Source organism: Blautia marasmi, from assembly GCF_900258535.1.
GTDB classification, from domain to species: Bacteria; Bacillota; Clostridia; order Lachnospirales; family Lachnospiraceae; genus Blautia; species Blautia hominis.
Genome location: NZ_OIWX01000001.1, coordinates 3,909,678 through 3,929,031, shown reverse-complemented (window position 1 = coordinate 3,929,031; position 19,354 = coordinate 3,909,678). Strand labels below are relative to the sequence as shown.

14 protein-coding genes are annotated in these 19,354 nt (G+C 48.5%); all 14 read right to left on the bottom strand.

Going from position 1 to position 19,354, the window contains the following annotated elements; genetic code table 11:
* Window positions 1–56: 56 nt before the first annotated feature.
* Window positions 57–1,394, bottom strand: coding sequence for a sodium-dependent transporter (locus tag C6P39_RS16980; protein ID WP_104804581.1), 1,338 nt, complete (start codon window positions 1,392–1,394; stop codon window positions 57–59).
* 298 nt (window positions 1,395–1,692) lie between these two features.
* A complete protein-coding gene (locus tag C6P39_RS16975) occupies window positions 1,693–2,580 on the bottom strand; it encodes a carbohydrate ABC transporter permease (protein ID WP_104804580.1) in 888 nt (295 codons plus the stop codon).
* Between the two features lie 14 nt (window positions 2,581–2,594).
* On the bottom strand, window positions 2,595–3,542 hold the full coding sequence (locus C6P39_RS16970; RefSeq protein WP_104804579.1) for an ABC transporter permease: 948 nt from the start codon (window positions 3,540–3,542) through the stop codon (window positions 2,595–2,597).
* Between the two features lie 12 nt (window positions 3,543–3,554).
* Entirely contained in the window at window positions 3,555–5,024 is a 1,470-nt protein-coding gene (locus tag C6P39_RS16965; protein ID WP_158661602.1) for an ABC transporter substrate-binding protein, read from the bottom strand.
* Between the two features lie 196 nt (window positions 5,025–5,220).
* On the bottom strand, window positions 5,221–6,489 hold the full coding sequence (locus C6P39_RS16960) for a response regulator transcription factor (protein WP_104804577.1): 1,269 nt from the start codon (window positions 6,487–6,489) through the stop codon (window positions 5,221–5,223).
* On the bottom strand, window positions 6,467–8,212 hold the full coding sequence (locus tag C6P39_RS16955) for a sensor histidine kinase (protein WP_104804576.1): 1,746 nt from the start codon (window positions 8,210–8,212) through the stop codon (window positions 6,467–6,469). Before C6P39_RS16955 ends, C6P39_RS16960 begins: the two co-directional genes overlap by 23 nt.
* 89 nt (window positions 8,213–8,301) lie before the next feature.
* Complete coding sequence (gene bglX, locus C6P39_RS16950) at window positions 8,302–10,527, bottom strand: beta-glucosidase BglX (RefSeq protein ID WP_104804575.1); 2,226 nt, start codon at window positions 10,525–10,527, stop codon at window positions 8,302–8,304.
* Window positions 10,528–10,529: 2 nt separating this feature from the next.
* Complete coding sequence (locus C6P39_RS16945; RefSeq protein ID WP_158661601.1) at window positions 10,530–12,530, bottom strand: alpha-L-rhamnosidase-related protein; 2,001 nt, start codon at window positions 12,528–12,530, stop codon at window positions 10,530–10,532.
* A gap of 239 nt (window positions 12,531–12,769) precedes the next feature.
* Complete coding sequence (locus C6P39_RS16940; RefSeq protein WP_104804573.1) at window positions 12,770–13,690, bottom strand: carbohydrate kinase family protein; 921 nt, start codon at window positions 13,688–13,690, stop codon at window positions 12,770–12,772.
* Complete coding sequence (locus C6P39_RS16935) at window positions 13,687–15,063, bottom strand: family 4 glycosyl hydrolase (RefSeq protein ID WP_104804572.1); 1,377 nt, start codon at window positions 15,061–15,063, stop codon at window positions 13,687–13,689. The genes C6P39_RS16940 and C6P39_RS16935 overlap by 4 nt, the downstream gene beginning before the upstream one ends.
* A 13-nt stretch (window positions 15,064–15,076) precedes the next feature.
* Window positions 15,077–16,621, bottom strand: coding sequence for an L-serine ammonia-lyase, iron-sulfur-dependent, subunit alpha (locus tag C6P39_RS16930; RefSeq protein ID WP_158661600.1), 1,545 nt, complete (start codon window positions 16,619–16,621; stop codon window positions 15,077–15,079).
* Complete coding sequence (locus C6P39_RS16925) at window positions 16,608–17,807, bottom strand: M20 metallopeptidase family protein (RefSeq protein WP_158661599.1); 1,200 nt, start codon at window positions 17,805–17,807, stop codon at window positions 16,608–16,610. Before C6P39_RS16925 ends, C6P39_RS16930 begins: the two co-directional genes overlap by 14 nt.
* Before the next feature lie 26 nt (window positions 17,808–17,833).
* The gene (locus tag C6P39_RS16920; RefSeq protein ID WP_104804570.1) at window positions 17,834–18,511 is read right to left on the bottom strand and encodes a PIG-L deacetylase family protein; all 678 of its coding nucleotides are present in this window, start codon (window positions 18,509–18,511) and stop codon (window positions 17,834–17,836) included.
* 12 nt (window positions 18,512–18,523) lie between these two features.
* Window positions 18,524–19,339: a carbohydrate ABC transporter permease gene (locus C6P39_RS16915; RefSeq protein WP_104804569.1), complete on the bottom strand. Its 816-nt coding sequence runs from the start codon at window positions 19,337–19,339 to the stop codon at window positions 18,524–18,526.
* Between the last annotated feature and the right edge of the window lie 15 nt (window positions 19,340–19,354).

Below are 19,354 nucleotides of genomic sequence, written 5' to 3'. Positions count from 1 at the left end.
GACTGCTGCACCCGCGCAGCAGTCCTTTTCTCACTTTCACCTGCAAAACCCATAAATCAGCCAATACCGCCGTAAAAAATCCCTAAAATATATACAACAAAAGTCATTCCCACAAAGAGATATTTTGTCGCAGGCTCGAACCATTTTCCAAGGGCTTTTGTCCGTCCCATCTGTACCTGTTCTCTGGCAAACCCTTTTGGCGCTGCCCAGAAAAACATCACTGCGGCCAGGAGCGCGCCGAGAGGGATAATATAAATGGAAACCACATCCATCCACATGCTGACCATATCAGCACTCTCGATAAAGATTCCCACTGCTGCCGCCGCAAAGGCCACCAAAATGACTGCCATCTTCCTGGACAGTCCAAACTGCTCCTGGAGCGCCTCAATGGGTGTCTCAAACAAGTTCATCAGGGAAGTCACCGCAGCAAACAGTACAGCCACAAAAAATACCACTGCGAACAACTGTCCAAATGGCATCTGCCGGAACACCTCAGGAAGTGTAATGAACATCAGCGGAGGTCCCGCGGACACATCCAGCCCAAAGGCAAAGACAGCCGGAATTACAACCAGACCTGCAAGGATAGCGGCACAGGTATCAAAAAACGCCACATTTCTGGCACTCTCCACCACATCCACATCCTTTGACAGGTAACTGCCGTACACCAACGTGCCCGACCCTGCCAGAGACAGGGAAAAGAATGCCTGCCCAAGAGCAAACACCCATGTTTTGGGCTGCGCGAGATATTCCCATTTGGGCACAAAGAGATATTTATAGCCCTCTCCCACATTTCCCAGCGTCAGCACACGTACCATGAGAAACAAAAAGAAAACAAAAAACAGGGGCATCATAACCTTATTCATCTTCTCGGTCCCTTTGGAAACCCCAAACGCCATAATAAGAAAGGTCACAGCCAGACCTGCCATATGCCATCCCACGCTCCCAAATCCACCTGCTATCTCTCCAAAATAAGCGGAGACATCCGGGGCGCGGAACATGGTTCCCGACAGGGACCCCCACAAGAACCGCAGAAACCAGCCCACTACAACAGAGTAGCCTATGCCAATAGCCAGGGAGCCAAGAACCGGTATCATGCCAATCATTCTGCCGCCCTTCAGCCCCCGCATCTCCATCACACTGCCGAACGCTCCCGAAGGTCCGGTCTTCATGGCACGCCCAAAGGCCATTTCCCCCACCACCCCGGAGAATCCCAGGATCGCCACAAAGATAAAATAGGGAATCAGAAAAGCAGCACCGCCGTACTGCCCGGTCCGGTAAGGAAACATCCAGATATTTCCCATCCCCACAGCCGAACCTACACACGCCACAATAAAACCAAATTTTGAGCGGAAAGCATCCCTGGTTTGGGATGCTCCCGCCGGATTCTTTTTCATATTTTGTCCCATCCTTTTATGTAATATAGTCCTTTCAAAGGATAACACACAACCATGGGACTGTCCATAGATACCCGGAGCGTGTCACAAAAAGACCGCTGCACTTGTTACTGTTCACAGGCCACTGTACCGGGAGGCGTTTTCATGCCGGTAGCATGAAAATCCCGAGGCAGCCAGTGCGATATGGGGCAGAATGCTCCATATCTGTGCATCGCGAAGCGTGTTACTGGACACGGAGTGAACAGTAACCTGCACTTAAGTTTCCCAAGTGCAGCGGCCCGAAACAGCCACTTGCCGTTTAACCTTTCACGCCCCCCACAACGATTCCTTTCACAAAGTATTTCTGGAAGAACGGATAAATACATAACACCGGAAGGATTCCGATCACCGCGATCGCCATCCGGATTCCCACACTGGGAAGCTGTGACAGATCCACATTGGAGGCTGCCGCGCTCTGCCCGCTTGTGAGGAACTGGATATTGGTGATGATCGTATTCAGGATTGCCTGGATACTGAACAGTTTTTCATTGGTAATATAATAAAGGCTGTTCATCCAGTCATTCCAATAGCCAAGCCCGATCATCAGGGACAAGGTAGCCATCATGGGCTTAGACAGGGGCATCACAATCCGGAACAGGATCTTGTACTCCCCAGCCCCATCAATCCTGGCTGCCTCCACCAGTGCATCCGGTATATTTGCCGTAAAGAAGGAGCGCATCATAATGACATAAAAAGCATTCATCAAAAGTCCGGGCAAAATAAGTGCCAAAAGCGTATCCTTAATATGGAACGTCTGCGTCCACATCATGTAAGTGGGCACCAGGCCGCCGTTAAACAGCATGGTAAAAAATACAAAGAAGGAGAACAGATACCTTCCCGGAAGCTCTTTCCTGGACAGGGGGTAGGCAAACAGGGTAGTGATCAAAACACTTAACACGGTACCCACCACTGTGACAAAAACAGTGATCCCATACCCTCTTAAAATCTTTGTACTGCTTTTGAACAGATAGGCATAAGATGCCAGGCTGAACTCCTTCGGCCAAAAGCTGTATCCCTCTTTCATAAGCACCGGTTCGCTTGTGAGAGAGGAGGATATGAGCAGCAGGAACGGCGCCAGGGCCGCCACTGCCAGCAGAATGAAAATGATGTTCAGGACAATCTGTCCCGTTTTATTTTTACTGACCATGATTTCCTCCTTTCTCAGAACAGCGCGTTTTCTTCATCGACCCTGCGGACAATAAAGTTGACGGTCAGCACCAGGATAAATCCCAGCACAGACTGCAGAAATCCCGCTGCCGATGCCCTGCCTATGTCATTTAACTGTGTCAGCCCCTTGTATACAAATACGTCAATCGTATCTGTCACAGATGAGATAAGCCCGGAGCGCATGGGGACCTGATAAAACAGACCGAAATCCGTGTAAAACATGCGTCCGATATTCAGAAGCACCATGGTGATGATGGTTCCCTTCAGCCCCGGAAGAGTCACGTGCCACACCTGGCGCCACCGTCCTGCTCCGTCCACAGTGGCGGCCTCATAGAGTGCTGAATCGATTCCGATAACTGTGGCGTAATAGAGGATACTGGAGTATCCAAACCCCTTCCACAGGTTCACGATGACCAGGATAAAGGGCCAATATTTTGCCTCTGTGTACCAGCTTATAGTCTCCCCGCCCATGGACACGATGAGTTTATTCAAAAAGCCGTTCTCCTGACTGAGGAAGCCGAACACAATGTAGGAAACCACCACCATGGAGATCAGATAGGGGATCAGGATAACTGTCTGATAGATTTTTTTGTTCATTTTTCCCCGCAGGAAATTCAGCATAATGGCAACTGCCACTGCCAGCAGATTTCCCAGCAGAATAAATACCAGATTGTAGCACACCGTATTTCTGATAATATTCAGGGCATCCTGTGTCTTAAAAAGGTACGTGAAATTACTCAGACCACACCAGTCACTTCCCCAAATCCCTTTGCTGTAATCAAAGCGCTTGAACGCGATGGCCAGGCCAGCCATGGGAATATAATTATTGATGATCAGGTAGATGAAGCCCGGCAGCATCATGGAAAGAAGGGCCAGAGTCATTTTTCTCTTTGCCATCTTCCGCTGGTGCCCGCCTGCAGGTTTTACCGCTGTCTTTGCCATAGGTTTCTCCTCCTATTTACCTGCCAGAAAGGCGTCCAGCTGTTCCTGTTTTACTTTGACGATATCCTTTAAGCCGGCTGCTTCAAACTCCTTGTCTGCCTGTTCAATAGTACTCTCCACATCCACAGTTCCCGACATAAGGGCCTTGTAATATTTGTCCATAACACTGCAGCAGGCAGCATACTGGTCAGCCACCTCTGTGGTGTCAAAGGCAAATCCAAAGGCTTTGGATTTCATGGTCTCTTCATTGAATTTCAGCAGATCATCGAAAAAGGATGCACCGTTTACATCCAGAGGAATACTATTTGCGGAGTAAGGGGTGATCCAGTATTCGTCCGCCATGCCGTAGCCGCAGTCAGCAGCACTCTTGCCTTCCGGGAAAGAGATCGTGCCGTCCTCATTCTTCACATAATGGGTTCCCTCAATACCGTTGTTTAAAAGTCCGGAGACTTCTGCATCTGTGTACAGGATCTCCATTACATCCCATGCGGCATCCTTGTCTTTGGAGTTCATATTGATACCGTAGCACAGTTCAGAATAAGAGTTTGCCACTGCCCATTTGTCCAGGATCACGGTGCGGATCATGCCATTCAGACCATTTACGCCATAGTTGTCAAGGCAGGCAATGGCCTGTTTGTTGCCGATCATGGTCTGCCATGGTTGTGTATTGCTGAGGATATCCTGCATGATCAGACCGTCCTTATACCAGGCACGCGTCCAAGTACAAAATTCCCGGAAATCCTCTGTGTCAAACAGATTCTGAACCTCTGTAGTCTGTCCGCATTCCGGAAGAACGCCGATATATTTACTGTCGCCAAGGCCGTCCCAGCTCCACTGTCCGATAATGGTGTCGGTTCCCTGAGGGGCCAGCGCGTAGCGGTCAGGATATTTTTCATGGGCTGCCCTCAAGAAAGCATCCACATCTTCCATGGTCAGCTCCTGTCCCTCCTCAATACCGAATTCTGCTGCAATCTCCGAGTCAATATTCAGCCCAAAATAATTACCGAAATTTCTCATATTAGGCACTGCATAGATCTTATTGTTGACCGTTGTGCCTTTCATCTCATCCTCAGACCATACGTCTTTAAATTCCGGGGATGCGTTCTCATAATATTCCGTCAGATCCACAAGCTGTCCGTTCTTTACATATGTAGTCAGGGGTGTGGAGTACACAGCGATCACGTCCGCCTCATCGCCGGTAAAGAGAAGATTGGACTGCTGCAGCCAGTTGCCTGTTGTAATGAAATTCAGATCCAGGTGGATCTTATATTTTTCTTCTGTGATTTTGTTGATCTCATCCTCCACCTTTTGGGCATCCGGCAGGTCATATACAGTGGGGATATGCACATTTACACTTTTTACTCCATCTTTCCCGGATTCTTTTGAAGCGGAGCCTTCGTCTCCCCCTCCGCAGGCTGTCAGGGATAATGCCATAGCGGCTGCGCTGACTACTGCTGCTGTTCTTCTGATGTTTTTTCTCATTTCAAACATCCTCCATTCCTTTTCTTTTTCCTGTCCTTTGACAAGCTTTATGATATCTTTATTTTATCCGGGAGTGCAGTTTTTCTCTGCAAGTTTCATGATGAAAATTGGTCCTTTTGTGATGTCCGGCATGGCCTCTGCCATAGTCCTGCCAAATTTCTGCCACTTTCATGAGGGGTTCTGTCGCTTTTGTGACTTACCGCTTCTGTCTGTCCTTTCTGTATTCCTGGGGCGTCACCTCTGTCATTTTCTTGAACATTTTGGAAAAGTGTGAGAAATTGTCATACCCCACCTTGGATGCTACAATGCTGACAGACAGATGGGTCTCTGCCAAAAGTTTTTTGGCTGCTTTCATCTTTTCCAGCAGTACAAAATCCTTAAAGGTATCCCCTGTCTCCTGTCTGAACAGCCTGGAAAAATACTCTTCATTTAAGTGCACCAGCTCTGCCACCTCGGCTCTGGAAATGTTCTTGCTGAGATTTTTCCTGATATATGACACAGCGGTATCAATGGGATTGGTTTCCTCCGCGTGTCCCACGGTCTCCACATCCTCCCAGTAAATCCCCGGCTTTTTCTCTTTATTCCCCTCCGCCCGTCTGCCCAGACGTCCGAATACCTGGCTGAAAGTAAGATCCTCCTCAAGCTCTGCGATCGGGTATACGCCAACAGAAAAATCCATATTTTCATTGACAAAAGAATAAAATTCTTTCAGCCTTCTGTGCCACAGATCATCCCCCACTGCCCCTTTCTCTGCCACCAGAAACAGCCAGTATCGGTCCTCCCTGAGACAGGAGATCCCTGCCCGAACATCCCGGTCCGCAAACAGTTCCTCCGCAATATTGCAGAGTGTCATGCGGACCAGATTTTCCTCCCAGGTATCTGAAAGCCGTTTCCACTTCAGAATCTGTACAAGAACGGGATGTACCGTGCAGTTGTCATACTCCATACGGAACATCTCTGCAAAATGCCGGTAGATCTGATCAGCCTCCTCCCCCTTGTCCCGCAGCATTTTAGACAGCATGGCATCCAGAATGGTGTTTCTCTGTTCTATGACCAGTTTTCTAGTGTTTTCCAGGCGGCGCAGTTTCTTCCTGCTGCTGATCTTATCCCATGCTTTTAAAAGTACCGCCTCCACTTCCCGGTATTTTACAGGCTGCAATACATAGTCGAACCCGCCCATGGCTATGGCCTCCTTCGCGTAGGCAAAATCCGCATGGGAGGTGAGAAAAATACACTCAATCTCCTGAAACTGTTCCTTCGCCCATCTGCACAGGGAAAGACCGTTTTCCTCCGGCATCTCAATATCGCTGACCAGCACATCCACCTCAAAATTCCGTAGGACCAGCTTGGCCTCCTTGGCACTGCAGGCAGTATAAACCTGTCTCACAGGCAGATTCTCCCAGTGAATTCCCTTTTTCAGACTCTCCACAATTGCTTTCTGATCATCCACTAATAATACATTCATTGTTTTTCTTCTCCTCCGGCAATATTAATTCACTCATGGCTCCGTCCCGGTTGGTAAAATAATACTCCGCTCTCTCCCCATATAAAAGCCTGCAGCGCCGTTTTATGTTGTTGATTCCCACACTGCGGCTCCCTTTATCTGTATTTTTGTTGATCTCCTCCAGAATTTCCTCCGGATATCCCTGCCCGTTGTCCTGGATATTCAAGTCCAGAAAACGCCCCTCCTCCGTCACAAGCACATCCGCTGTGACCAAAATCTCCAGAGGTACCTGCACGCTTCCGAATCTGGCATATTTCACACTGTTCTCCACAAAGGTCTGGATGCAGAGCACAGGCACCATCCAGTCCTCCGTCTCCTTTGGAGCCTGCACTTCGCAGAAAACCTGACGCCCTGTCACATGCTTCTGCAGGTCCACATAGTTCTTTACAAACGCAATTTCCGCTTTCAGCGCCACGGTCTCCCTGTCCACCTGCAGAAGATAGCGGATGTGTTTGGATAGGTTCAAGATCAGCTCCTGCATCTTGTCCGTCTCTTTCTCCAGCACCAATGCATTGAGTGTTTTCAGCCCGTTCAGATAAAAATGGGGCTTTAGCTGAAGCTGGAGATACTGCATCTGTGCTTTCTGCTTCTCCACCGCCTCCTCCACGGTCTTTACCCGCTGCTGCTCCAATGCCTGCACCATCTGGGACAATGTGTCATTGATCTGTCTGATCTCATAAAAACGCGCGTCCATATCCGGCACTGTTTTAGTCTCCCCCGCCCTGATCTCATCCATGATGCCTGTCAGTCTGCGGATGGGGGTGAGCACCTGTCTCTTCGTGAACCTGTACAGCGCCCAGACAGCCAAAACCGATAACATGGTGACAATGAGCAGCAAAAGCTGCTGTACATTCATCACACTCCAAAGATTCGTTTCATAAGCCGTAAAGATCCAGAGACTGGTATTTCTGATCCGCTGCCCGTAAACCTGGTACGATCCGATGCGCGCCGTATATTCTTCCGTGGAATCCTGCACTTTGCCCAGCAGATCCAACTGTTTTGCCAGCTCCTTATTCTTCAGAATAATACCATCTTCCAGTATCATCACGTCCGGCTTTTTTTCCGCACCTTCCTGCACTGTATTTTCAATTTTCCCCAGACTGTGCAGTCCGTACAGTGCTACCTTTCCCTTCTCGCAGCTGATGGCCAGACAGACCTCATCGTCTGCGGACACCGTCACCCAGCTCCGCATCTGGCTCTCCCTGCTGTTGGGCGTGTTCAGATCTCTGTTCAGAAGCTGTGAGAGCAGATTCCTCAGAACCGGCGCCTTTTCCGGTGCGATTCGTTCTGTATTTACGTTGTACCAAGGTTTTGTCCTGCCCCCGTAAAAAATGTAATAGCCGTGCAGATTCTCCTCGATCAGCATTTTCTGGTTCATGGTCTCCTTCAGTTCCCAGGCATCCCCATATTCCAGAACATCCGGCTGCACACGGCTCAGATTGTCGAAATTGTCGTCAAAAGAATAGATATCATAGATGAGCTTGTCCACCTTATCCATGGCAGCTTCCGTGTTCTCCACATAAGCATGGAGAAGCCCCTTCTCCTGTTCCCTGTTCTTTCTCTGATAGTCCCCGATAAGGTACCAATCCATACACAGCATAAGGATCAACAGGGCCAGATAGCCTATCATCATGATCAAAAGTATGGTTCTGTTAAGATATAAGGTCCTGTGCCCTTTTTTCATGGTGTTCCCCCTTATTTAATAAATGCAAAGGAGCCATAGACACTGCCCGGCTTATCCGTCAGTATCTATGGCGATCATGTATATCCTATCTATCTGCAAAGACAAAAATGCGCCTGATTTTCCGTCGTGCTGTCTGTTCCGATAAACACCAGAAAATCTCCCGTTTCGCTGGCAAAGCCATTTTTCTCTGTATGGAAACGCAGCATGGACTCGTCAATCGTAAACACGATCTCCCGCTCCTCTCCAGGCTCCAGCGTCACCTTTTCAAATCCTTTTAGCTCCCTGACCGGGCGCACCACACTTGCCGCTGTATCTCTCAAATATAGCTGTACGGTCTCTGTTCCTCTTCTTGTCCCCGTATTTCTGATTTTCACACCTGCCCGAATGGTGTCCTCAGGTCCCATCTCCTTTTTATCCAGGGTGACCGAAGATACAGAGAAATCCGTATAGCTCAGTCCATATCCGAAAGGATACAGGGGCGCATTGGGAATATCTATATATCTGGAACGAAAGCGCTCCTGCATGCCTTTGCGGTTGGGTCTTCCCGTGAAAAATTCATTGTAGTGCACCGGCACCTGCCCCACACAATAAGGGAAACTCATAGGCAGTTTACCGGAAGGATCTGCTTTTCCCGTCAGCACATCCACAATGGCATTTCCTCCCTCCGTGCCCGGACGCCATACTTCCAGCACGGCTCTGGCTGTTTTGCTAATCTCCCGGATATCCAGGGGACGGCCATTGAACAGAACCACCACAATATTCGGGTTCACAGCCCGGACTGCCCTGAAAAGTTCCATCTGTACCTCCGGAACAGTGATCTCCCCGCGGCTGGTAGCTTCTCCGCTCTGCAGGTAATGTTCCCCCAAAGGCATGATGACAACATCCGCTTTTTCGGCCGCCTCTATAGCCTCACAGAGCATCTGTCTCTCCTCTTCTGCCGTGATTTCTTTGGGAGCATCCTCCTGAAAACCTGCCAGCTTAAACCCAATGAGCCTGCTGTCCGCACCGATGACCGGAGCCCCTTTCAGATATGTGGTGCGTCTGCTGTCAAACACGTTTTCAGCTGCTTCCTTTATGGTCACACAATCCTTATCATCACCGGTAAAGGACCAGCTGCTCTTTATCTGTTTGTCATCTGTAAAAGGCCCGATAAAGGCAGTCCTTTTCTCCATATCCAAGGGCAGAATGCCGTCATTTTTCAGCAGGACAAAGGATTTTGCAGCCGCTTCTCTTGCAAGTGCACGGTGTTCTTTACACAGGATCACTTCTTTTTCCTTCTCTTCGTCAGCACCTTTATATGGATTTTCAAACAGCCCAAGTTTGTTTTTCAGCTCCAATATCCGCATAACGCATTGGTCGATGAGGGATATGAGCACGCTTCCCTCCTCCGCCAGTTTTTTCAGATTCGCAGCATACACATTTGTCATCATATCAATATCCACACCGGCCTCCAGCGCTTTTACTGCTGCCTCCCGGCTGTCTTTTGCATAGCCGTGGGCAACCGTCTCCAGAATCGCAGAAAAATCCGAGATCAACACGCCGTCAAACCCCATCTCATCCCTGAGGATATGACGCATCAGCCATTCATTTGTACTGGCAGGAATTCCGTTCACTGTGTTGAAGGAGGTCATGACCAAAGCTGCCCCTGCGTCAATCCCCGCTTTGTAGGCAGGCAGATAATACTCTCTCAGTGTATGTTCGGAAAGCTCCACCGTATTGTAATCTCTTCCCGCCTGAGCCGCGCCGTACGCTGCAAAATGCTTTACGCAGGCAGCCACCTGCTCCGGACTGCTCAGGTCATCCCCCTGAAATCCTTTCACCATGGCTGCTGCAAAGAGACCATTCAGATAAGTGTCCTCACCTGTGGATTCCATCACACGCCCCCATCTGGCATCCCGGACCAGGTCCGCCATAGGCGCAAATGTCACATGAAGCCCTGACACCGCCGCTTCCTTTGCTGCTGCCTGTGCACATTTTCTTGACAATTCCGGCTCAAAGGTAGCCCCCTGTCCCAAAGGAATCGGGAATATGGTTTTCATGCCGTGGATCACATCCATCATGAAAAGCATGGGAATGTGATGGGGCTGCTTCTCCATGTAATTTTTCTGTATACGTTTCAGCGTCTTCGCTCCGGCAGTCCCCAGAATAGAACCTGCCATACGGATATCCTCCTCTGTGACTCCCAGTTCCCCTGCCGGCCCTGTCATGACACTGTCCGCATCCTCATAAAAATCCCCGGTCAGCTGCAGCATCTGGTCAATTTTCTCCTGCAGTGACATACCGTTTAACAGATCCTGTAATTCTTCCTGTCTCATATCTACTCTGTTCTCCCTTTCTTTCCGCTCTCTTTTTTCACAATAACTTCCTTTCCCGGTTCCAGGGATATCTCCCTTCCAAAGACCTGCAGAATGCCTCCCGGCACCGTGGATGTCACCCGTACCTCCCCGCTGTCCATGGATACCGAAACATGGCCCTTTCCCACAGGGACCGTCCCGGAAAAGGATGCAAGTCCTCCCAGATCCGGCCGCACTGCAAATGTATCATAGGCAATACCCGTATTCTGCACACCCAGCCGGTAATTTCCCAGCAGATAAACCGGACTTGCACTCCATGCATGGCATAGGGATTTTTCATAAGGATTTCCATACATGGCATAATGCTCTGTTCCCCGCATATTCGGGTCATATTCCTCATACAGGGTGGTTGCGCCGGTCTCCAGCATACTTCCGTAATAGGTACGGATGGACTGCTCCAGAATACCTGTGTTCCCCTCCATACAGTGTACCTGATTTTCATAAAATTTGAAATAAGGTGTGGTGATCTGAGGCACTTTTTCGTTCAGGATCACGTGGGTATAAATATCTCTCTTCTGTTCCTCTGTACAGGGCAGAAACAGATAAGCCAGAATATTCGTCTGGCGTGTTACCCTATTCTCTCCCGACTCATAACTGTCTGTAAACACACCCTTCTGCTGATCATAAAAATGCGCAAAAACCGCGTCCTGCACCTCCTTTGCCAGCTTCAGATATCCTCTGTCTTCTCCGTCCAACACCTGCAGGATCTTCCCAAAACATTCCATGGCTTTCGCATACAGAATCTGTTCAGCGCAGACTGCCCCGGTCTTGTCCATGGGCGCCCAGTCAATGAATATCCAGTCCCCGGGCCTTCCCCTCATAAATCCGTCACGATCCGTCCTGCTTCTGCAAAATGCCATCACATGCTCCATCTGAGGTCTGATCTGCTCCATGAATTTTCTGTCTCCATAGGTGCAGTAATATTCATACAGACTGATGATCCAGAAAAAACTATAGTCCATAATGTTATTAATATGTACCTTGAACGGGTCCTTTCCGCCCAGCGCAGTCAGGGTCCGTCTCTCCAGATCCTGATCCCAAAAGAGATAACGGTTTACAAACAGACACTGGTAAGCATCTGCTGCCCACACCCACCTGTCCCTTTTGATCCCATCCAGAAAAAACTCTCTGCAGTTCAGATGAAACGTGTATGCCGCGGTATCCCATACCCGGTTCAGGACCTCATCGCTGCAGTGAAAGCTCCCTCGGTACGCAAGGGGCAGATATTCATACTCTGCCTGTGCCTCCGCATTCTTGTCGCTGACAAAAACATAGCGGAACGCGTACGGTTCAAAAGAAAGTCTTCCGTCAACAGGCTGTCTGTCAAAACGTATCACACTCCATTCCCTGTCCAGTGCCTCCTCCCTGGATTCTCCCCATTGCACACGCACCGCCTTGTCCTTTAACCCGAAAAATTCGGCTGCCGCAAAGGTCTCTCTCCCAAAATCAAAGAGTACGCCGTCTTCCAGCACTTCTCTCTGTTGATAATATATCTTTTCATAGGAAAAAGGAAATATTTCCGGTGTTTTTCCCGCATCTGTAAACATGGCATTTGTCCCCACAGCTGACCAGTCCTGACTCATGTCATCGGCCATCCAGGTTTCATCACTTTCCACCGCACCCTCCACATAAATGCAGGGAAAGGACTCTGTATTGGCTGTGCGAATGGTGATCTCCACAGCTCCCGGTTCCAGTTCAATGACACTACTGCCTCCGTATTTTTTCACGCCTCCGAAGCTCCCTTTATCCCCTGTCCTTACCACCGTGACGGAAAAATTCCCACACGCCCGAATCCGGATCATTCCCCCCTTTGTAGTCACAGTCTTTCTGAACTGGACCACAGGCTCCGGTGCGTACATTTTCCATACGACCGGCTCCGGATACCCATACTGCTGTCTCCTGTTATGCAGCATAAGACTGTGATATATTTCAAACTCTCCGAATCTCCAAATCCACTGGCTCAATCTGTCGTCCTCCTTCTCCGCCGCCGATGGCGGGGTAGCATTTTCTTTTTTAAAGAGTAACATTTTCCCACTGTTTCGGCTATGTTTTTTATGACCCCATTTGTCGGTTTTGTGACTTTCCCAATGCAGCAAAATCGAGCCGGGACTTCGCCCGTTAGAGCCTGCCCATGACGGGCAAACAAAATGCCGGTCCTGTACCAAACGATACAGAACCGGCAGCATACCTGTATGAAATTCTCTTAACTAATCTTTTTCTCTCTGCCATATATCTCATAAAAATATTTTAGCAGCTTCTCCTCATCCATCACCGCAGACAGACAACCCATTTCTGTCACGGCATTCCCCCCCGTGATATTTCCAAACCGGATACAGTCCCCAAGATCATATCCGTAATACAACCCGTACATAAAGCCGGCGGCAAAAGCATCCCCTGCTCCGGTGGAGTCCACATGCCTCACCGGGAGTGGATCTATGATATGAAACTCTTTGTTTTCTTTATACAGGCATCCCGCGTTTCCATTTTTCACAATAGGCTTTTTCAAATGCTCAGACAGCCTTTCCAATGCCTGTGCCGGAGTATCCGTCCTGGTTATTTTCATAGCTTCCATAGAATTGGGAATAAAATAATCCACATACGGAAAAGCATCATAATACCATTCCATGCTCAGCATATCACTCCATGCGGAATCTAAGACAATGGTACATCCTGCCTCCTTCAAAGGCTTACACAACTCCTTCTGTTCCAAGGAGAGAAATGCAATCCGGCAGCCTTCATAAAACTCATATATTTTCTTTTTATCCACCGCGAACGCTGCTTCCTTTGGCTTATATGAGATAATTCCCCGGTCCTGCCTGCAGGATACCACACAGCTTAGAGTTACCGGATCCTCCTCATCAGTAGAGAGCATATTGTTGTATTCAATCTTGTCTTTCTCCAGCTCTTTCACCAGATATCTGCTTAATGGACCATCTCCGATATAAGTTGCCAGCTTTACAGGTACGCCAAGCCTGGACAACTGGATAAGAGTAGCCACCGCTCCGCCCCCAAGCTGTTTGGAACAGCTCTCGCTGTATACCTCTTCCCCAAGCTTCGGCATTCTGCGGGCATTTCCGAAAATAATATCCACATTGGCGATTCCAAATCCCCCTACACTGTTCATACCTTCCACCCTCCTGTATACTCCTCGTAAATCTCAAGATACTCCCTGAGCAGCTCTTCCGCCAGAGAATAGGAATTCACCAGAGGGTTCACCATAAGGGCATCTATAGCCTTCTCCGCATTGTGTTCCACTATGGCCTGCGCGGCTGTCCTCTCATAATACTTGACTGCACTGATGAGCTGCTTTGCGCTTTGGGGGAGTGTATAGGGTCCGGATTTCGGAAAAGCCCCCGCTTTTGAAATACGGCAGGATACTTCGATCACATCCGTATCCTTCAGCCAGTCCACAGTCCCCTGGTTCGGCATACATAGAATCATCTCCCCCTCTTCCCCTGTGATCTTTGCCCGCATAAGTGCCAGGGCAACACCTGCATATCCGCCTTCATCCTTTGTATTCAGATCAAATCTTGGAATACAGGCATCATCTCTGGCCACGGATGTCTCACCCTGCATATAATTACTCTCCCGCATATATGTATAATCACTATATATTTTCAGCATTTTGTCAAAATCTTTTCGGGCATCATACCTGCCCAATTCCTGCAGCATACAGTCATTGATCCTTTTGATCCTCTCGCCCCTGGTCTCATCTGTCTTCTGTATATTCTGCAGCGCTTTCTCCCTGTAGTAAAAATAATAGAGATATTCGTTGAGCATACATCCTATGTGCTGCGCCAGCTTCGGTTCAAAATACCGCATGTCTGTCTGCTCATAAAGTCTGGGATCCTTTAAAATCTCCGGAAGCATCTCCCTGTTATCTTTATTAACACTGGTAAAATAAGATAAATGGTTCAGACCTATGAGATGCACCTGAAAATCCGAAACCTCAGCCTTGTAAAGCCCAGCCACCTGCCGCAGAAACCCGGAGGGAGCATCACAGATTCCATATACAAAAGAATATCCCTGGTCCCTTAAAGCCTGTGTCACTAGCCCTGCCGGATTGGTAAAATTAAATACCATCACATTTGGATCTGCATATCTTTGGATCAATTCACAATAATGCAGCAGTGTGGGAATGGAACGAAGAGCCATGGCAAACCCGCCCACTCCGGTTGTCTCCTGTCCTATCACCCCATGCTTCAGTGCCACCCGCTCGTCAATGATACGGCTCTCCTCTTTTCCTGCACGGATGGTGGTGATGATAAAATCCGCCTTCTGCACAGCCTCTTTTTCATCTGCTGTACACACATAATGTACGAAAGGCGCTGTCCTGGCAAAGACCTCCTTTACCATAGAGCCAAAAACTCTGACCCGTTCTTTATCCGTATCCATAAAAACGACTTCTGTTATGCCAAGGTCTTCCGCCTGCTGTGCCAGACATTTTGCCAGCATCAGGCTGCGTGAACCGCATCCGCCAATGACTGTTAACTTCATAAGCCTTCCTCCTTCAGTTTCCCATCATAATTTCCAAGATCTTGCTGTCTGTCTCTCTCATGCCGTCTTTTCCGATTCTGCCCACTGCCTCAATGGTCTCGTCTGCATTTTTTCCTACAATGCCCTCTCCCTCCATAAAGCGGCACTGATTTTTCGCCATCTCATAAGCCAGAAGTCCCGTCTCCACAGACATGGCTATTTTTGCGGCACAGGAGGGCTTTGCACCATCGCAGAGCATACCCGATATAGTAGCCAGTGTATTTGTGATAATATCCTCCATCACTGTCAACGGCGCCTGGTCCAGATATGCAATCCCGCAGACCGCAGCACATCCGGCATTGACTGCTCCGCAGTAAGCAGAAAGCTTTCCGATTCCGCGTTTTATATAGATAGAAATAAGATTTGCAAAAATCATCGCACGGTACAATGCATCCCGGCTCTTATCCTTTTTTTCCGCATAGATAGATATGGGTACAGCAATGGTGATTCCCTGGTTTCCACTGCCGCAGTTTGCCACTACAGGCAGAACACTGCCACCCATTCTGGCATCACTTCCTGCTGCCGCATAAGCTGCCAGCACCGCAGTGTCTTCCTCTTTGTGTAAACGCAGAAGATTTTTACCCACCTTTGCCCCATAATCGTTTTTCATTCCTTCTTCCGCAATTTTCCGGTTGCAGGCAATCTGCTTTTCCAGAATATCCTTTAACTCCTCTATCCCGGTTTCACCTGTAAAATCATATATATCTTTTAATTTCAGATCATTCTCATAGGTCTGTGTACTGCCAACACACTCCCGGCGCTGATACTGCTTTGTGATATCCCTGCCGTCCTTCTGTGCTTTTGTTATATGAATATGGCTCTTCTGGATTTCTACCTGGGCTGTATGCTCCCCTTTTTGCAGGTCAATGCGCACATACAGAGGTTCCTCCACCTCCGCCAGATGAATACTGTATGTACTCTCCGCCCGCACCAGCTTTCTCACCATATCTGCATCATCGGCAGTGAGTGTATTCAGAACTTCCAGTTTACGTTTGGGATTACCTCCCACGATTCCGCAGAAGGCAGCTTCTGCCACTCCCTTCAGGTTTCCGGTGTTGGGTATAATAACGCTTTTTACATTTTTTAATATATTACCGCTGACACATATTTCCATATATTCCGGAATATCTCCCAGAATCTCTTTTGCACATGCCGCCGCATAGGCAATGGTTCCCGGCTCCGTACAGCCAAGAGCCAGCATAATTTCCTCTCTCAGCAGTTTATTGCAGATTATGTCTCTTCTTACTCTGCTTTTTGTATCCTGAAGTGCCTGTACGAATACCGCCTCTATCTTCTCCTTTGTCGGTACCCCTTCCATTACCATTTCGCCTTCTATATAAAAGCAGGGGACATAGGTGAATTTCCTGTCTTCCAGCAACTCTTTATCCCGCTCTGTGTCAAGAAAGCGCATCTCAATCTTTTCATATTTTTCATTACTTCTTCGCAGTTCTTCTATCAGACCAAAAGCCTGTCTGCAGTGTCTGCATGTAACTCTGTATATCATCTCAATAGTCTTCATCTGTCTCAAACCCCTTTTCTGCAAATTCGGATGCCAGAACACAGAATGCAGCCGTACCTTCTGCCAATATGGATTCATCAATCTCAAAACAACTGCTGTGAAGGTTATACCGCTTTGTCTCTTCTTTTTTCCAGCAGCCCAGCCGCAGAAACAAGGACGGGCACTGCGCACCGAAATATGAAAAATCCTCTCCCAGCATAGCCGGTTCCCCCTCTGTGAGAATCTCCGCCCCTTTCAGCTTCTCCTGCAGCACGCGGGCTGCCCAGTGTGCCGCTGTTTTGTCATTTACCGTTGCAGGATAACCGGAACTCATATGGTATGTTCCTTCCATTTCCCAGGCTTCCGATATAGATTTTGTCAGTTTTTCAAGGCGGTGTATGATCTTCTTCCTCACATCTGCGTCATAGGTCCTGATGGTGCCTTCCAGATATCCGGTCTCTGCTACAACATTGTACTTCTCACCGCACTGTATCCGGCAAATGTTCACCACTGCTGTCTCCTGGGCAGATACAGCATCGGCTGTAATATTTCCAATGGCATTCACCAGTGCGGCCATTGCGGGAATGGGATTTTTGCAGAGATGGGGAGATGCCCCGTGGCCTCCCTTTCCTTTTATCTCAATGCCAAACGCATCAGGCTGTGCCATAACAGGGCCCGGCATGCAGGTTATACTGCCTGCTCTCTGCGGCCAGACATGAAACGCAGCTATAAATTCCGGCTTTGGATCACCCATGGCTCCTTCTTCTATCATACGTCTGGCACCTCCCTGCTGTTCTTCGGAGGGCTGGAATAAAAAGACTATATTGCCGTGCAGACAGTCTCTGCACTCCTGTAAAATCCTGATACATCCAAGAAGTACAGCCATATGGACATCGTGCCCGCAGGCATGCATCACCCCCGCATTCTCAGACTGCCATGCAAGACCTGTCTGCTCCTTGACCGGCAGAGCATCCATATCCGCCCGGAGGGCAACGGTATGCCCGGGTTTCCCGCTTTTGATGACAGCATACACTCCGGTGTCTGCACAGGACCTGCATTCTACCTTCCATGTTTTCAGCTGCCCAAGAATCCATTCCTGTGTTTTATGTTCCTGTCCCGAGAGTTCCGGATGTCTGTGGAGATGGATATAATAACTTTTTATCTCTGCTTCTGCCTCCCGGGCCTTTTGGTAATAATCAATTTTCACTCTGCATTCCTCCCCGAAGCGTATGTCTATACACCAGATTTCTTTCTCATAAGATCCGAGAGACTATCCACAGTGATACTGTGTCCTAAAAACAAACCTTCCGCATATTCTGTCTTTGCATCTCTCCCGTATTCCCTGGCAAGACTCATAGCATAAGGCAGCACATCCTGGGAGCTGTGCGCCATGCAGGCACGTTTCTTCGTCTCTATGACATCCGAGATATCCACATAGATATCAGGTCTGCGCCGGTTGGTCCTGTTGTCCGCCCCGAAAAAGAGCAGGGCATCATAGTGCCAGTCTGTATCGTCATCTGAATATTTTTTGAGACCCGCGGTAAAGCAGGCTGCCTTTGTTATTTTTGACACCGCTGTGTGGTCAGGGTGATAATCCTCCTCCAGGAGTGTGAGCACAAACCGTGGAGAGCACTTTCTCAGATGTGGTATCAGAGCATCCACTGCTTCTTTTGAAAAATATACACCGGCATCCGGAAAGTCCAGCATGGCAAAATAGTCAAGCTGCAGTATCCGAGCAGCTTCTGCCGCCTCCTCTTCTCTCTCGCGCTTTTGTGCATAACCTCCTGATTCTCCTCTTGTACAAATTACAAGTCCTGTTTTCATTCCCTCTTCTTTTGCCTTTGCAAAGATTCCTGCTGCGCAGACCTCCAGATCGTCCGGATGTGCACAGACTGCCAAGATATCAATCATACAATGCCTCCTTTACTGTTTTACGCCTGTTGTGGCAATCCCTTCCACAAACTGTTTCTGGAATAGAAAGAAAATGATGATCATGGGCAGTATAGCGATAATTCCGCCTGCCATAACCTGGGGATAATATGTTGTATGTTCTCCGATCAACATAGCCAATCCGGCTGACAAAGTCATCTTATCCATAGAGTTATTCACGATCAGCGGCCACATCAAATCCTTGAATGTAGAAATCGCGGTCAGTATTGCCAGAGATGACAGCGCAGGTTTTAAAAGCGGCAGTAAAATCCTGTAATAAATCTGGAAAAATCCGCAGCCGTCCAGCATAGCAGCCTCATCCAGGCTTCTGGGAAGCCCTTTAAAGAACTCCCTCAGCATAAATGTTCCGAATGCACTGAAGATTTTCGGAAGCCACAGAGCCGTCACGGTATCAGCCAGATGCAGCTTCACCATAATGTCATAATTGGGCACCAGAAATATCTGTCCCGGAACCATTAAGAGTGCCAGAAGCACAATAAAGATCACATCCCTGCCCGGAAAATGCAGTCTGGCAAACGCATAGGCAGCCATGGAGCAGATCAGCAGCTCTATCCCTATGGTAAATAAAAGAACTAAAAACGTATTCACATAAAAATTAAAAAATGGAAATTTATCTACAACTTCCTGGTAACTTCCCATTGTAAAAACTTTCGGAAAAATCGTAGGCGGTATCTGAATGCTCTCCTCGTATGACTTAAAGGAAGTCAAGATCATCCATAGAAACGGACCCACTGTCACAACAGCGCATAGGACGAGCAGCAGATACACCGGCCATTTTCTTTTTTTCATCATTCCATTCTCCTT

Bases quoted from the DNA above. Each gene is read 5' to 3' on its own strand.
- C6P39_RS16980 (WP_104804581.1), bottom strand. From the start codon at position 1,394: ATGAAAAAGAATCCGGCGGGAGCATCCCAAACCAGGGATGCTTTCCGC.
- C6P39_RS16975 (WP_104804580.1), bottom strand. From the start codon at position 2,580: ATGGTCAGTAAAAATAAAACGGGACAGATTGTCCTGAACATCATTTTC.
- C6P39_RS16970 (WP_104804579.1), bottom strand. From the start codon at position 3,542: ATGGCAAAGACAGCGGTAAAACCTGCAGGCGGGCACCAGCGGAAGATG.
- C6P39_RS16965 (WP_158661602.1), bottom strand. From the start codon at position 5,024: ATGAGAAAAAACATCAGAAGAACAGCAGCAGTAGTCAGCGCAGCCGCT.
- C6P39_RS16960 (WP_104804577.1), bottom strand. From the start codon at position 6,489: ATGAATGTATTATTAGTGGATGATCAGAAAGCAATTGTGGAGAGTCTG.
- C6P39_RS16955 (WP_104804576.1), bottom strand. From the start codon at position 8,212: ATGAAAAAAGGGCACAGGACCTTATATCTTAACAGAACCATACTTTTG.
- bglX (WP_104804575.1), bottom strand. From the start codon at position 10,527: ATGAGACAGGAAGAATTACAGGATCTGTTAAACGGTATGTCACTGCAG.
- C6P39_RS16940 (WP_104804573.1), bottom strand. From the start codon at position 13,690: ATGAACAGTGTAGGGGGATTTGGAATCGCCAATGTGGATATTATTTTC.
- C6P39_RS16935 (WP_104804572.1), bottom strand. From the start codon at position 15,063: ATGAAGTTAACAGTCATTGGCGGATGCGGTTCACGCAGCCTGATGCTG.
- C6P39_RS16930 (WP_158661600.1), bottom strand. From the start codon at position 16,621: ATGAAGACTATTGAGATGATATACAGAGTTACATGCAGACACTGCAGA.
- C6P39_RS16920 (WP_104804570.1), bottom strand. From the start codon at position 18,511: ATGATTGATATCTTGGCAGTCTGTGCACATCCGGACGATCTGGAGGTC.
- C6P39_RS16915 (WP_104804569.1), bottom strand. From the start codon at position 19,339: ATGAAAAAAAGAAAATGGCCGGTGTATCTGCTGCTCGTCCTATGCGCT.